Annotated in this window: 12 protein-coding genes; 4 read left to right on the forward strand and 8 right to left on the reverse strand. The window is 55.9% G+C overall.

The genetic code is table 11. The annotated features are described in order from the left end of the window. The 6 genes from IV01_RS0124430 to IV01_RS23705 all read right to left on the reverse strand — a co-directional run. Window positions 1-3096, reverse strand: a 3096-nt coding sequence (locus IV01_RS0124430; protein WP_050507248.1) for an amino acid adenylation domain-containing protein, incomplete at its 3' end; no start/stop codon positions are given. Further along, window positions 3093-4040, reverse strand: coding sequence for a diiron oxygenase (locus IV01_RS23720; protein WP_032625043.1), 948 nt, complete (start codon window positions 4038-4040; stop codon window positions 3093-3095). The genes IV01_RS0124430 and IV01_RS23720, both read right to left, overlap by 4 nt. 18 nt (window positions 4041-4058) lie before the next feature. After that, window positions 4059-4865, reverse strand: coding sequence for a DUF3050 domain-containing protein (locus IV01_RS0124435; RefSeq protein WP_050507249.1), 807 nt, complete (start codon window positions 4863-4865; stop codon window positions 4059-4061). A gap of 775 nt (window positions 4866-5640) precedes the next feature. Then, complete coding sequence (locus IV01_RS23715; RefSeq protein WP_032625045.1) at window positions 5641-6378, reverse strand: GntR family transcriptional regulator; 738 nt, start codon at window positions 6376-6378, stop codon at window positions 5641-5643. A gap of 75 nt (window positions 6379-6453) precedes the next feature. Continuing rightward, window positions 6454-7635: an MFS transporter gene (locus IV01_RS23710; protein WP_032625047.1), complete on the reverse strand. Its 1182-nt coding sequence runs from the start codon at window positions 7633-7635 to the stop codon at window positions 6454-6456. A 23-nt stretch (window positions 7636-7658) separates the two neighbouring features. Next, window positions 7659-8423, reverse strand: a complete 765-nt coding sequence (locus tag IV01_RS23705) for an amino acid ABC transporter ATP-binding protein (RefSeq protein WP_050507250.1) — start codon at window positions 8421-8423, stop codon at window positions 7659-7661. A 260-nt stretch (window positions 8424-8683) separates the two neighbouring features. Here IV01_RS23705 and IV01_RS23700 point away from each other — a divergent pair, with 260 nt between their 5' ends. From IV01_RS23700 to IV01_RS26065, 3 genes are all read left to right on the forward strand, one after another. Continuing rightward, window positions 8684-9649, forward strand: a complete 966-nt coding sequence (locus IV01_RS23700; protein ID WP_032625049.1) for a LysR family transcriptional regulator — start codon at window positions 8684-8686, stop codon at window positions 9647-9649. 186 nt (window positions 9650-9835) lie between these two features. Beyond that, window positions 9836-10111: a BrnT family toxin gene (locus IV01_RS23695; RefSeq protein ID WP_032625051.1), complete on the forward strand. Its 276-nt coding sequence runs from the start codon at window positions 9836-9838 to the stop codon at window positions 10109-10111. Then, on the forward strand, window positions 10089-10400 hold the full coding sequence (locus IV01_RS26065; protein ID WP_080290179.1) for a BrnA antitoxin family protein: 312 nt from the start codon (window positions 10089-10091) through the stop codon (window positions 10398-10400). Before IV01_RS23695 ends, IV01_RS26065 begins: the two co-directional genes overlap by 23 nt. Before the next feature lie 28 nt (window positions 10401-10428). Here IV01_RS26065 and IV01_RS23690 read toward each other — a convergent pair whose 3' ends face one another. Continuing rightward, window positions 10429-11121 carry an HAD-IA family hydrolase gene (locus IV01_RS23690; RefSeq protein WP_032625053.1) on the reverse strand — a complete coding sequence of 231 codons (693 nt, stop codon included), beginning with the start codon at window positions 11119-11121 and terminating at the stop codon, window positions 10429-10431. Window positions 11122-11404: 283 nt separating this feature from the next. Between IV01_RS23690 and IV01_RS23685 the strand changes: the two genes are divergently transcribed. Continuing rightward, window positions 11405-12892, forward strand: coding sequence for a YdgA family protein (locus IV01_RS23685; protein WP_032625055.1), 1488 nt, complete (start codon window positions 11405-11407; stop codon window positions 12890-12892). A 351-nt stretch (window positions 12893-13243) separates the two neighbouring features. On the opposite strand, the gene IV01_RS23680 is transcribed toward IV01_RS23685, so the two are convergent. Further along, window positions 13244-14374 (reverse strand): mechanosensitive ion channel family protein, encoded by a 1131-nt coding sequence (locus tag IV01_RS23680; RefSeq protein WP_032625057.1) that lies wholly within the window; start codon window positions 14372-14374, stop codon window positions 13244-13246. Window positions 14375-14456 lie beyond the last annotated feature (82 nt).

Consider the following 14456-nt stretch of genomic DNA (forward strand, 5'->3'; position numbering starts at 1 on the left):
ATCGCCGATGGTAGTGTGGGGTTTCCCCATGTGAGAGTAGGTCATCGTCAAGATTGAATCCCAAAACCCCCGATCGCTGACGCGGTCGGGGGTTTTGTTTGTCCGCTCGAAAACATAGTGCGTTGTCGCACTCCATTGAGGGCCCGGGTAAACCCTAGCCCTCAATGGGCAGCGTATTACTTTGACCTGCACGCCCAGCTCTACAGCACGGCGAAGAATGCGCTCGGCCACCCATTTGGTCAGGTTATAGCCATTTTTTATGTAGATAGGGGGGGTGGCCGCAGCCGGCTGTTCCAGGACATAACCATCGCTTGCCACAGCGCTGGAAGCTGACAGGGTTGAAACGAAGTTGAATATCTTTTTGCGCCGCCCTTCACACAGTTGAAGGCACTCCAGGATCGGCGCGACGTTATCACGAGCCAGTGTTTCGTAGTCCTGCACGTGATTCACGTTGGCAGCGTTATGTACCAGAACGCCGAACTCCAGATTCAAACGTTCATACACTTCATTACTCAACCCCAGGCGCGGCTGGCTAATGTCTGCGGGATATACCGTCACCCGGCTCAGATCGAGATGGTCCAGGCGGTTCTCTTTCAGCGACTCCCGCAAACGCTGCTCTGCCGTTTTCCCGTTACTGCCACGGATCAGGCAAGCCACTTCCGTTGCCCCATGTTCCAGGAGCGCCTCGACGATATGAACCCCGAGAAACCCGTTGGCTCCAGTGACAATTACCTTGCTGACGTCCCCTAACTGGTTAGCAGGCAATACCTTTAGCGCGAGTTTACTATTGGCATCCAGTAGCGCTTGAGGGCTGACACTGCCTGCGACATTTGTCTCGTCTATCAAGCTCGCCAGTGTCAATACGGTGGGTGCCTCTATGAAGCGATTGATGGGAATGCTGCGACCAAACCGCTCGCGGATGGCCAGCAACATCCGCGATAGCAGAATCGAGTGGCCGCCCAGATTGAAAAAGCTCTCGTCTGTAGAAATAACGTCAGGGGAAAATTCCAACAGTTCAGCCCATAGATCTACAAGCTGCCGCTCACTTTCAGTTGCAGGCTCGCGTCGCGATTTTTCGTCGATCACCGCGACCGGTATCTCGAGTAACGACTTTCTATCAAGCTTGCCGTTACTGGAAAACGGCATTGCCGGCAGCAAGGTATAAGCAATCGGCTGCATATATTCGGGCAGCAGCCGTTCGGCATACTCGCGTAATACATGGCTGGGATGTTGGTCCTCAGGAGCCGTTGGCTGAGCCACGAAGGCGAGGACCTGTTGCTGAGCATTGATCACTACTGCGACTTGTCGATACAGGTGGCTGTTACGCAGGCAATGTTCAATTTCTTCAGGTTCAACCCGAAAGCCGCGAATCTTCACCTGATTGTCGCGCCGACCACACAACTCAATGCCCAGCGGAGTCCATCTGCCGATATCGCCACTTCGATACGCGCGAACCCGTTTTGCTCCGCCAAGCGTAAGGTCCACGTAACGCTCGGCAGTCAGAGCAGGATTGTTCAAATAGCCCAGCCCGACCCCGGGACCGATGATATACAGCTCTCCCGGTGTGTTTTCCGGCACAGGTTGCAATTGTTCATCGAGGATCAGCACCTGGCTGTTGGCAATCGGGCCGCCCAAGTTGCGGTTGCTGTTACCGACTTGAAATTGTCGGGCAGTGATCAGCACAGTGGTTTCAGTGGGTCCATAAAGATTATGGAAGCGACAGGTGCCAGCCAGTCGCTCGATAACGTCGGGCTCACAGACGTCACCGCCGGTCATCAACTGCTCAAGTCCCAGAGGTCGGTCCAGTGGCAATATGCTCAACAGGGCAGGTGGCAGAAAAGCATGGCTGATGCCCTGATGAATCAACTCCACCAGCTGTGACGGATCGCGACGCTGGTCCTCGTTGGCAACCACCAGTTCCGCGCCGACAAGCCATGTCGGGAAGATATCAATCACCGACGAGTCAAAGCTCAGCGTGGAGAATTGCAGTACCCGGCTGTGCTCCGATAGCCCCGCATACTCGGCATACCAAGCGGTGAAGTGGCTCAGATTGCGTTGGCTGAGCAATACGCCCTTGGGTTGCCCGGTAGTGCCCGAGGTGTAAAGCGCCATACAGGCGGCCTCACTCTCCACCCTGGCTTGCAACAGACTTTGATCTGACAGGCGCAGATCAATACGGCTGATGTCCAGCGCAGGGAACTCGGCACTCGCCAGCGGATGCGATCCGTCGTGCAGCAGGACTATCGCCCCTGAGTTTTGCAAAATGTATTGCTGACGCTGCAGAGGTTGGCTGGGGTCCAAGGGCAAATAAGTTGCACCGCAGCCCATGATTGCCAGAATCCCCGCAAACAGCGCCGCAGACTTGGGCATGCAGATCCCGATGACTATCGGCGAGCTCGCGTCATGCTCCGCTACCAATGGCAGCAACCAATGCTGGATCGCAACGCTGTGCGCGTACAGCTCGTGGTAGCTGATGCGTTGATCTCCGAAGTTCAGCGCAACGCGGTCGCCATGTCGGCGCAGACTCTCATCCAGACGAACAATCAGGGGCAACCTTGATATTTCGAGCAGCGCCGGTGTCTCGGTTTTATTAAAACGATGCTCAAACATCAAATGGTCGATAGCCTGCAAGCCGTACTGATGTGCGCTTCTTGGCGGGTCGACAGTGAGGGCCGAGGCGAGATAGCCCGAGTCCCGAGACGCGCGGCTGACCTGCGATGCAGCCATGCTGATAACAGCGGTCATTGCCGCGTCGCGCAGCATGCGGCCATTTCCAGAAGGCTCATTGGGCAGTACGTGACGAGCGATCAAATGCTGTGCAGTCTTTGAGCCGTACCAGCAAAGAATCTCCAGAGATGGCAGTTCCTTTTCTGCCCCGTTGCTCATACCCACCCGCAAGGCCAGCCGGTCATGGCCAGAAGCTGTGATTTCCAGCGTACCGTCGTCTATCAACAGCGCAGTTTCCGTGATCGAAACGCCATCCAGCTCCATTTGATCAGTCAGCCGCTGCAGGTGATGGCCGTGGCATTGCAGTTCCTCTGCCAGTTCACTCAGGGCCAGACTGTGACCGATGAGCACAATCTCCAGGCGTCTCATGGCCGCACCTCCTGTGTCGGCAGATAGCTCGCAAGGGCCGTTTGAATACAGGGCGAATCGAGCATCGAGCTGGTTTTGAAGAACCTCACAATGTTGCCAATCAACGGATGATGGTGGTTGATCGGGAAGCTCACTGCGCGGGTTTCGTCTTTCAAGGCCTGCTTGACCAAGGGCGATGTTTGCAGGTGGTCAATCAGGACGAAATCGAAGCCGTTCTGGATCTCATTGGTCAGATAGTGAGCAATGAACACCGGCATGATCTGGGCAATGCAATGGCGATCCTGTTCCGGGGCGCCGTGCCAGTAGATACGCACTAACCGCGCCCAGAAGCCGGAGTGACGGCCTTCGTCCAGTAAATGGTCGGCCATCAGCCCCTTGATGGACGTTTTAACCGAACCATCTTTGGCGAATGCGGCAACATCATTGGTCACCGTGTTTTCAGCGATGGCGACGCAAATCAGTTCCACCGCACTGCGCAGGTGATCCGGGGCAAGCGCCAGCGCCGCAGGAATGGCACGGCTGAGCTCGATTTCCCTAGGCAGGGCAATGGGTTCAATGCCCGTAAGGCCAATGGTCTGCTGCATGAAGTCCATGGCGACCAACGCGTGATAGTCCTCATCGACCACGACGGTCATTGCGTCAAAGCGACAGGCAAACGGGAAGGGGATTGCGAACCTGTTCTTGGCGATGCTGCGGGCGGTCTTGTCGACGATTTCAGTCTCGAAGATCACCACATCATTGATGAACTTGTAGAGGCTCTGCACCAAGGCATAGTCGCGCAGATGCGGGCATTCACGTGTGAAGGTTTCGCTCAGCACCAAGGGCTGGCGGCTGAGCGGGTATATGAGTTTGTCATCGTCTTCAACCATGCGCCGAGGCCGCGTACGGATGGCAGCGCGGTCTTCCCAGGCGTCGACGAACGACACATATTCTTCGGCTTTCATGACGGCGTCCTTGTCGGTTCACAGCCCGGCAATCGGGGTAGATAGGGAGGTACATGTGGATGTGTGAGTCTGACCGCGCATGCTGACGCGAAGCTTGTCCCACAATGTGATACGGCTCTCGACTGCGGCAATGGCGGCCTGGCAGGCTTCGCGCGCTCGTTGCTCGTCTCCAGCGACTAACCGTGCAACCAGCTGTTGCGCTGCAGGGCCATGTTCGCCCGCGTCGACGTCAATGTGGCGTTGCAGGTAATAGCGGAAAGTGGGGGCTTGATGGTTTGTGATGCCCCAGTCATCAAGGATGCGTTGGAACATCAGTGGGATGACACTCTCGCGCCCGTGCAAAAAAGCGGCAGCCACACAATGCGCAGGAGCGTTCAGGGCAGTATCCAGCGTGTGACTGACGAATCCGGATGCAGGCTCGCCCGCATCGATGCTCCGTAGCGCGGTCGTGTAATGCATCCCTTGCGCCTGAAGCGAAACAAAGCGCTCCACCTGTGCGGTGCTGGCTCCGATCTCCCGCATGGCGTCCAGGTACAGTTCAAAATGGCTGTAATGGCCTTCGCCCCGCTTGTCGTCAGACTCCTCTCCCAGCACGATTTCGTTGATCAATCGGGCGGCGGCTGCGTCCTTTGGCGGTAGCCAAGGCAGCTGCGTGCAGGTCAGTTCCTGTTGCAGCCGTTTGGTCAGCGACATGAAGTCCCATACGGCGAATACATGGGTTTCCATAAACCGTTTAAGTACCTCCAGCGTATCAATCTCCGCGAAGACCGGATGGTTTCCTAGTTCGGTTTTCTTGCGTAACAATAATGAGTCCTGGTAATACATGGCGATCCCTCGTTTAAATATTTTAACCTGTGGTAGGTATTGATCTGACTACTAGGTTTAGTTCCGGGTGTTACATCGAAGATCTGTCTGTTGAAGTCAGCATGGACCGATGGCCCCTGCGCCTGAAACAGGCTGTAAGTCAGCATCTTTAGCTGGCTGGCCGACGCCAGGGCTGCACATGCTCCTGGCAACCAGTCGCCCTTGGTGAGCAGGGCTCGGCATCCGGTTTCGTGGGGCGATGCAGTGCACGAGCTAAAACTTAGATCAGGATCAAGTTGTGGTGCAAACTATTTTTTAATTATTTTAAGTTTGGAGAAACTGAGGTTGAGTGCGTCGATATAAAACTTCTTGTCGATGTTTTATAGGGCTGTAAGCAACTCTTCCAACGGATGGGGGTCGGAATTATAAATAATGAGCTCATGCCTCGCTCAGCGTTGCTTTGAAACTGAATAATCAATAATTTTGTATTTCAAGGGGCAGTGATGGAAGTTAATGCCATCCACTTCTATTGCCCGTGCACGAACTCCTTTTCTATGTGGGTATAACTTTCTGGTGGCTGGCTAACGGACGGTCGCCCGTATCAACTTGTCCTGCGCTGACGTTGTCTTGGCGAGTTTGACTCATTAAACCGGCAGACTGGACCTGCGTGAATAGGACAAACCGCGATAAGAAACGAGGAAAGAAAGATAAAGCTGGCGGGTGAGAGTAGCTGGCTGAGCAGCCGTGCTGTTGATGGTTCAGGCTAGGCTCGCCGGAAAGGTCGAGCCAGACGCTATCAGGCGTTATCGGGCTCTTTATGATTTGTCGTGGATGCTGTGTTGGCCGCCAGGGAGTCCAGATAGCGAGTGACTGCCTGCACACCGCGGTTGAGATGCACGATCAGAGCGTTGACGGTTTCTTCCACCTTTCTGGCTTGGGCAAGCCTGAGCAGTTCCCAATGGTCATCCTGAGCCAGTTTGCCCAGGCCCATTTTTGCCAGGTTAAAACGCAGAAAGCGTTCCTCTTCATTCAGACCCAGCTCAACCAGCCCCATCAGACGCTTGTTCCCGGCTTTGGCGTACAGACACATATGAAACTGGCGGTTCAGCCTGCCCATTTCGGTGTAATCGGTTTCCACCTCCATCCTCTCGATGTAGTGTCGGGCTTGCGCCAGATCGTCGTCGTCAAGTAACGGGATGGACAGTCGTAGCGCTTCGCACTCGTGAAGGATGCGCAAGGCATAGGCTTCAACCGCGTCTTCTCCGATCAGGGGCGCGACTACCGCACCCTTGTGTATTTCGACGTGCACCAGAGACTGCGCTTCGAGTTGGCGCAACGCTTCGCGCACCGGCATGCGGCTGACGTTGAACAGCGTGGCCAGTTCCTGCTGACGCAATGGGGTTCCGGCAGGCAATCGGCCGTCAATAATGGCGGTGCGCAGTGTCTCTTCAATCACTGCACGTGCCCTGTGGGCCGCAGGCGTTTCATCACCGATGATAGTGCTCAGGACACTTTGTTTAGTTGGAGTGCGCATAGCCTTTGTTCTTCATAAGTACTCTTGATTGGACCGTTGACCTTTGCCCTCGACGATGGATGTCCAGATAAAGCCTCAATTGGTCTCTGATGACTGAGGCATGGCCGTGCGAGCGCTGATGAAGCATAGCGTGCCTCCCAGCATCGTGAGTCCGGCCAAGACATAGAACATCGTTATCGCAGGGGTATGGATAAGTAGATAGCCACAGATCACCGGGCTCAGCGCCCCACCGAAAGCAGCGAGGTTCTGTGCGCCGTAGTAACTGCCGCGCAATGCTTCGGGCGCTATGGTATCGACGAACAAATACTCGGCGGGGTAAATAATCATTTCACCCAGGGTGAAAATGAACATCGCGATACACCACGCCATCAGGCTGCTGGAAAAACTGAAGCCGATCAGGCCACAGACGAAAAACCCGACGCCCAAGGCAATCCAGTAATGCATCTGCTCCCGCTTGAGCCATCGTCCGATCTGGTACTGCATGAGGATCACTGTCAGAGCGTTGCAGGCCAGCACCGCGGAGAGGATTTTTAACGCATCTTGAGGTGCCTGTGTCACCAGCAGGAACTGTGACAAATACAGCGTGAAGCGGCCGTGAACGATAGTGCTCAACAGGCTGCCCCCGGTGAACAGAACCAGAATGCGGTCGCTTTTCAGAGTGCGCAGGGTGTCGAAGAAGCTTTGGGGCTTGGAGTGCCCATCACGCTGGGTCGGGGCAATGCCGATCATGAGAAAGACGCTGCCGAACGCGATGGCACTGGCGATCAGGAACGGTGCCAAGGGGAAATAACCGGCAATGATCACGCCGAGCATCGGGCCTGTCGCATAACCAATGTTGGTCAGCGTATAGCGGAGGGAAAATACTTTGGCCCGCAGGCCAATCGGCAGATTTTCACTGATGATTGCCTTGGAGCCGATGAGGAACAACGCCGATGCGGCTTCGGTGACCACCAGGGTCAGGGTGGTCAGATACACGTCGTGGGCCAATGTCAGCAGGGCAAAGCCGATGGCGCTGGAAAGCATCGCCACGATCAGCAGTTTGCGCTTCTCCAGCCTATCAATAATGTAGCCGCCATATAGCCCGAGCAGTGTCGCCAGGAACACAGCAATGCCCATCAGTAAACCGACATCCTGCTGATCCAGGCCCAGTCGGGTGCTCAGAAACAGGGTCAATAACGGGCTGGTGATCGCACGGCTGACAACGATCGTCAGGGAGCAGATCAGCAGGCGGCGTATGACAAGCGAGTACGTGGCCACGCGGTGCTATGTCCTTGTTGTTGTCAGTTGCGCACTGCAGAAATGAAGCTTTGCGTGCGAGGGTTCTGCGGGCTCAAGAGGATGTCTTCCGGGCTGCCGCTTTCGACGATCTGGCCGCCGTCCATGAACACGATTCGGTTGGACACTTCACGGGCGAATCCCAACTCATGCGTGACTACCATCATGGTCATGCCTGAGTGCGCCAGGTCGCGCATGACCGACAGGACCTCACCGACCAGCTCCGGATCAAGCGCTGATGTGGGTTCATCGAACAACATCAGCCGGGGGCGCATGGCCAACGCCCGGGCAATGGCGACACGTTGCTGCTGGCCGCCGGACAGCTCGATCGGATAGGCATCGCGCTTCTCCGCCAGGCCAACCCGTGCGAGTAATTCAAGGGCGTGCTCGTGGGCTTCCTTGGGTGAGCGCTTAAGCACCTGGCAGGGGCCTTCGACGATATTTTGCAGTACCGTCATATGCGGGAAGAGGTTGAAGCGCTGGAACACCATGCCAGTGGCAAGCCGTTGGCGGGCGATCTGTACGTCCGTCAGTTCATGCAGCCTGTTGCCGACGATGCGATAACCCACCAGCTCGCCATCGACCCACAAGCCTCCCTTGTCGACGCGCTCAAGCTGATTGACGCAGCGCAGCAAGGTGCTCTTGCCCGAACCTGACGGGCCTATCACGCACAATACTTCGCCTTGCTCGACTTCCAGGTTGATATCGTTGAGGGCGTGAAAACTATCGTAGAACTTATGCACATTGACGGCTTTGACGATGTTTTGCACGGTGACTCTCCCTAGGCCGTCGAGAAGCATATGGGTAATGGGTTTTGGAATGGGTACGCACTGTTTTCTACACGGCTCACCCATGCGTACGTCTGAGCAATATGGCAGGTTTTATCCTATTTAAATCAGGCAATTGCACTGCGTTAGATAATTATGTGGCGGTTGCCAAGCCGCAGTGGGTATGGTCATTATTGCGCTCGGCTATATTCGTGCTTGAGGTTAGAGCCTGTTGAATATGGCAAATGAGGTCAATCAGTTTTATGGAAACGCCACTTTCCAATTCCGCCAACTTGCCCTCCGCGCCGGGAAATCGGCCTGCGCTCTCGCTTAGTGGCCTGGATTTCAAGCTATTGAGGGTGTTCAAGGCTGTGGTCGAGGCGGGCGGTTTCAGCGCCGCCCAGAATGAGCTGAATGTCGGGCTGGCGGCCATCAGCAAGCAGATTTCCGATTTGGAAATCCGCCTCGGCATGCGCTTGTGTACCCGAGGGCGTGAAGGTTTTTGCCTGACCGAGGAAGGTCGGTTGGTTTACCAGGCGTCTATTGACCTGTTTGCTTCTGTGGACAGTTTTCGTGACCGGCTCAGTTCTGCCCAGAATGAATTGATTGGTGATTTGAGCATCGGCGTGATTGATAACACCCTGCAAGACAAATACTCGCCGCTGATCAAGGCGCTGCGCACCCTGCATGATGAAGCGCCGAAAGTCAGACTGCGTTTGCATGCTACCCAGCTCGACGATATTGAGCGTGGGGTTGTGGAAGGGCGATTGAGCCTGGGCATTGTTCCCGTTTACCAGCGCCGTGAGGAGTTTGATTACTTCCCGTTGTACCAAGAAATATCCAGCGCCTATTGCTCGAGCGAGCACCCGCTGTTCAGTAACGATCCGGCGCAGATCGATGTGGATGTGTTACGCGGCTATGAAGTGGTCAATCATCGTTATGCGATCCATGGCGACAAAGCCAACTTCGTGACCCTCGATGCTCAATCGGCTACGGCATCTCAGGTCGAGGCGGTCGCCATGCTGATCCTCACCGGGCGTTTCATTGGTTTTCTGCCCGATCATTTTGCCGAGCACCTGGTGCGTGACGGCCTGCTGCGCGCCCTGCGCCCGGATCTGATCAACATTGGTACAGACATCAACATGATCCTGCGCCGCAACGCGCCTCGCAGTCCATTGGTCAAGGCTTTTGCAGCGGCGCTGAAGGTTGATCTGAAGCCATCTCCGTAGGAGCTGTCGAAGGCTGCGAATGGTGTTGTCAGCGGTGACGCTCTCACAGATTGTGCTGATCGGCGCACGGTTTGTTTCATGCGGTAAATAATGACCACCTGGCGGTTGCGTTTCATCTCCATGCTTTGGGGGAGAGCGAGAGGTTGCCAATCGCTTGTGTGTTATTTATTGTAGATACGTTAATTGATGCAGATAACCTACGATCCCAGAAAGTTGGAGCGCAAAGGGGAGCTGCGTGGCTTGCCTTTCGATATCGTCGAGAACTTCGATTGGTCATGCACGCTAATTGCCGAGGATCTTCGCCATGATTACGGCGAGAAGAGATTTCAGGCATTAGGGTTCATTTCAGACAGGCTGCATATGCTGATATTCACCTATAGAGGCCCGGCGCTGCATGTCATCAGCCTTCGTAAAGCTAACCGGCGAGAGATAAAACGCTATGAGCAAACGAATCGACCCTGAACAGACGGATCAAGAAAACCCCGAATGGACGGATGAAGACTTTGCGCGGGCCCGGCCTGCGGCTGAGGTTTTGAGTGAAATTTTTGGACCAGCCCAAGCAGCAGAAATGCTTAAGCCAAAAAGGGGGCGGCCAACTGTTGCCAAGCCTAAAGAGCAGGTAAGTCTACGGCTTGATCCAGCAATCATTGAAGCGTTCCGTGCATCAGGCAGCGGATGGCAAACCCGCATCAATACGGCGCTTGCTGCATGGCTCGAAGAACACGACCCGGAGGAACTGAAAACAGCCTGACCCTAAGTGCAGGCTGTATCAGCGCGTATCAGCCCTTCATCCCCGGCAAGCCCCAGCTCTGCAGCGGAAAGTCAGCCAGTGAGCCGAGCAGCAGGTCCGCGTGCTCATATTGCTCCACCGGCATGTGTGAATCCGGCACCGCGACGGCGTACATGCCGGCCGCTTTCGCAGCTGTGACGCCGAAAGGCGAGTCTTCGAACACCAGGCAGTCAGCAGGGTCCACGCCCAGACGCTGGGCTGCGACCAGGAAAATGTCTGGCGCGGGCTTGGCGGCCGTGACGTGCGGATCATCGGCAGTCACGACGGTTTCGAACAGCTCGAACCAGGCGCGATGCATTTCGGTTTTTGCGTGGAAGTAGTGCACAGACGAGCTGGTGCCCACGGCGATGGGAATATTGTTCGCCGCCAGATGCCGTACCAACGCTTCAGCACCGTGCATGGCCGCCGCCTTCGGGAAACGCTCGTCCAGCATCGGCGCACGGATGTCCAGAAACTCATCGATGGACAGTGGCAGCTCCAGCTCCTGAATCACGAACCCGGCAAAATCCCGAGCGCCGCGGCCAATGGTGTGCTGCTTCACAGCCCAGTCGAACGTGCGGCCATAACGGCTGGCAATCAGATGGGTCACCTCGGTGTAAATCCCTTCGGTGTCCAGCAACAACCCGTCCATGTCGAAAATCACAGCCTTGATCGGGCCTCGTTCGCTTCGCTGTTCAGTCATCGTTTTCAATCCTGTTTTTTCAAACCTGCGACCAGCCTAACTTCTGTAGGAAGAGTATTGCTACCCATGTCTGAATCCGGAGGTCCTGCAACCAAATACGGCGCCTGCTGCCCAAACCCTGTCGAAAAGGAGCATTCGTACACAGATTGGGGAAGCGCCTTGGGTCTTTTTGAAGCCGTCGATGGTAATATTTCGCGACTTTTTGACCCTTGAAGCGAAATTCCGCTACAGGTTCAGGGACGAAAATTTCACTTATCAGAAACGGATCTCTTCGAGTCGACCCATGAATAAATCAGCAGGTATTGCAGCAGGCGTCATCATTATTGTCGGGGCACTGGCCACCGGCGGCGCGTGGTACACCGGCACCCGACTCGAAGATGTATTACGCGATTCGATCCAGCAAGCCAATCAGGAAATGGCCGCCTCGCTCAAGGGCAGCGAAAGCAGCATGGTCATTGATCTGGTTTCTTTCGATCGCCGGGTGTTTAGCAGCACCGCCCAATACCGCGTGGTCATCCATGACGAAAACATGTCCCAGGACGGCAAAGATGCTGAATTCCTGTTCGTCGACAATATCGAGCACGGGCCGCTGCCGTTTTCTCGCCTGAAAAGCTTCAAGCTTCTGCCGGTCATGGCGCAGAGCAATTTCGCGATGGAAAAAAGCCCGAGCGCCGAAAAATGGTTCGCCATGAGCAAAGGCGCAAGTCCGGTCACGGGACACGCCAGCATCGGTTACGACCGCGCGGCTGCCGGTACCTTGCTGCTATCGCCGCTGGAAATGAACGACAGCGATGGCAAGTTCGTCTTCTCCGGACTTGAAGTTGATGTAGAAGCCAGTGCAGATGCCGAGAAACTGAAGCTGACCGGCAAGATGGATAATCTGCAGCTCAACGTCACTTCACCCGAAGGTGAAGTCGCCGTTGGCGCGAAGAATCTGAGCTTTGACAGCGGTGGTACCAAAGGCAAGTCCGGTTTCTATCTGGGGCACAGCAATCTGAAAGTCGATCACGTCCTGGCTCAGGTTGCAGGACAGGCGCCGATCGTTCTTACGGACGTGGTTAACACCAACCTGGCGCAGGAAGAGGGCGGCAATCTTGCAGCCCAGGTGAGCTATAACGTCGGCATGATCAATTACAACGGCAAGGACGTGGGCGCGCTGCAATCCGGGTTCAAGATCAGCAATTTCGATGTGGCGGCGACCCAGGCCCTGTATCAGCTGTACCAGACCAAGATCCTGCCGCAGCAACAGGCTGCTATCGCCGAAGATCGCAAATTCGAACTGCAACTTAGCCCCACGGATCAAGAGTGGATGAATGCCGAAGTTGCCAAAATGCTCGCGGCGAGACCGCATATCGAACTTGAAAAACTCGCCCTGAGAACCGCCAACGGCGAAAGCCACATGCGCATCGCTGTGGATCTTGCCAACCCAGGATCAACCGATCAGCCTTCGGCGGAAGTCGCGAAAAACGCCATCGGCCTGCTGGATGCCAAAGTCGTGTTGTCCAAACCGATGATCAGCGACCTTGCTACCCTGCAAGCCACCCTGGGCGGGCAGACGGATCCGGCAGCGATTGCCGAGCAAGCCAAGGCGGCCAGCGAAATGGTCGGCGCCATGGCAGTCATGCTGCAAGTGGGCAAAGTGGAAGGCGACAACATCGTTTCCAGCCTGACCTACGCCAATGGCATGGTCGACTTCAATGGCCAGAAAATGACCCCGGAAGAGTTCCTGTCGCTGGTCATGAGCAAAGTGATTGCGATGCGGATGCAGTAAGGATTCGCACGCAGCATGTGGTAAGGCAGTCTCCTGTGGGAGCGACCGGGGTGGCGCTCCACCTTGCTCGCGAAGGCGATGTCCGGATTTGAAGGTATGTGTGACTGGTCCGGCCCCTTCGCGAGCAAGCTCGCTCCCACCGGAGTGATCTCAATATTGGTGCGACGACGTGGGACCGGCTTTAGCCGGGAAGAGGCCAGTACATCTACCCGATATTTATCGTCTGAAATGCCGTCTTCCCGGTTGAAGCCGGTCCGGCGTCTTCACATCCGCTCGCGAGCAACCATAGATCCCCCACAGGGCCCGCATATCACTGGTAGGAGCAAACTGTTCGCGAGGCTCTATTACCTCCTAAACCGGCGGCTGACGAGGAATATCAAGCGGTGTTTCGTGGGCGTCGATTTCCGGGCGAACGTTGCGCGAGGAAATTTCAGTGCGTAGCTGTGGCAGGCTTTGTGGGTATTGCTTGGCGATAAACGCAATCAGCCGCTCGCGCATATGGCAGCGGGCGTCCCAGCTACGTGATGAGTCTGCCGAGCTGAGCAATACCCGCAATTGCATGGCCTTGGCGTTAGTGTCGGCGACCTGCAATACGCAAACCCTGCCGTCCCATAGATGTGGAATATCCTCACAGATGCGTTGCACTTCGGCCCGCAGTTCTTCCACTGGCAGCGAATAATCCACCCAGACGAACACTGAGCCGATGAGGCTTGAGGTGGCGCGGGTCCAGTTCTGGAACGGTTTCTCGATGAAGTATTGCAGCGGTACTACCATGCGCCGCTCGTCCCAGATCTTGATCACCACGTAAGTCCCGCTGATTTCCTCTACGCGGCCCCATTCACCTTCAACAATGACAACGTCGTCCAGCCGGATAGGTTGCGAAATGGCGATTTGTAGCCCCGCAATCAGGTTGCCCAGCACAGGTTTGGCCGCAAAGCCCGCTGCCAGCCCCGCCAGGCCAGCCGATGCCAGCAAGCTGGTACCGATCTTGGCCACGGGCGGAAAGCTCATCAGGATGAGCCCGGTACCGAACAGCAGAACCAATGCGTTGACGCAGCGCACCAGGACTCTGACTTGCGTCTGGATGCGACGCGCATGCAGGTTGTCCTCGATGTCCAGCGGATTGCGGATGGCAACTGCCTCGCCGACAGCCTTGACGCAGCTCAGGATCAGCCAGGTAAATCCGGCGGTGACCAGCAGGCCATTAACGTGCCGAACCGCATCGATCAGTCGCAGATCATCATCAGCGGATGTCCAGACAGTCTGCAGCGCGAGCAAAGGCAGTAGCCATAAGGTTGGGCTGGCTGCGCGATAGATAAGTTGTTGCGGCAGCACGTAAGAGTTGGCGATACGTCGCAAAACGCTGAGGGTCACCCAGCGGATCAGCAGCGCCAGCAGAACAGCGAATGCAGCGACGATCAGGGTCTTGAGCCACGGCAGAGGTACAGCCTCCAGCCAGCTCTGGGGCAACAGGTGTTCCATTGGGGGTACTCACAGCAGGAATGACTTTAAGCCGAGCGACCCCTAACAGTCGGGCCGCCAGCTGCGATGGCTTAAGTTGCCT

Source organism: Pseudomonas syringae (genome assembly GCF_000737245.1).
Classification (GTDB): Bacteria; Pseudomonadota; Gammaproteobacteria; order Pseudomonadales; family Pseudomonadaceae; genus Aquipseudomonas; species Aquipseudomonas syringae_J.

Coding starts and splice junctions, on each gene's coding strand:
- IV01_RS23700 (WP_032625049.1), top strand. CDS start 8,684: ATGGAAACGCCACTTTCCAATTCCGCCAACTTGCCCTCCGCGCCGGGA.
- IV01_RS23690 (WP_032625053.1), bottom strand. CDS start 11,121: ATGACTGAACAGCGAAGCGAACGAGGCCCGATCAAGGCTGTGATTTTC.
- IV01_RS23720 (WP_032625043.1), bottom strand. CDS start 4,040: ATGAAAGCCGAAGAATATGTGTCGTTCGTCGACGCCTGGGAAGACCGC.
- IV01_RS23695 (WP_032625051.1), top strand. CDS start 9,836: ATGCAGATAACCTACGATCCCAGAAAGTTGGAGCGCAAAGGGGAGCTG.
- IV01_RS23680 (WP_032625057.1), bottom strand. CDS start 14,374: ATGGAACACCTGTTGCCCCAGAGCTGGCTGGAGGCTGTACCTCTGCCG.
- IV01_RS23685 (WP_032625055.1), top strand. CDS start 11,405: ATGAATAAATCAGCAGGTATTGCAGCAGGCGTCATCATTATTGTCGGG.
- IV01_RS23715 (WP_032625045.1), bottom strand. CDS start 6,378: ATGCGCACTCCAACTAAACAAAGTGTCCTGAGCACTATCATCGGTGAT.
- IV01_RS26065 (WP_080290179.1), top strand. CDS start 10,089: ATGAGCAAACGAATCGACCCTGAACAGACGGATCAAGAAAACCCCGAA.
- IV01_RS0124435 (WP_050507249.1), bottom strand. CDS start 4,865: ATGTATTACCAGGACTCATTATTGTTACGCAAGAAAACCGAACTAGGA.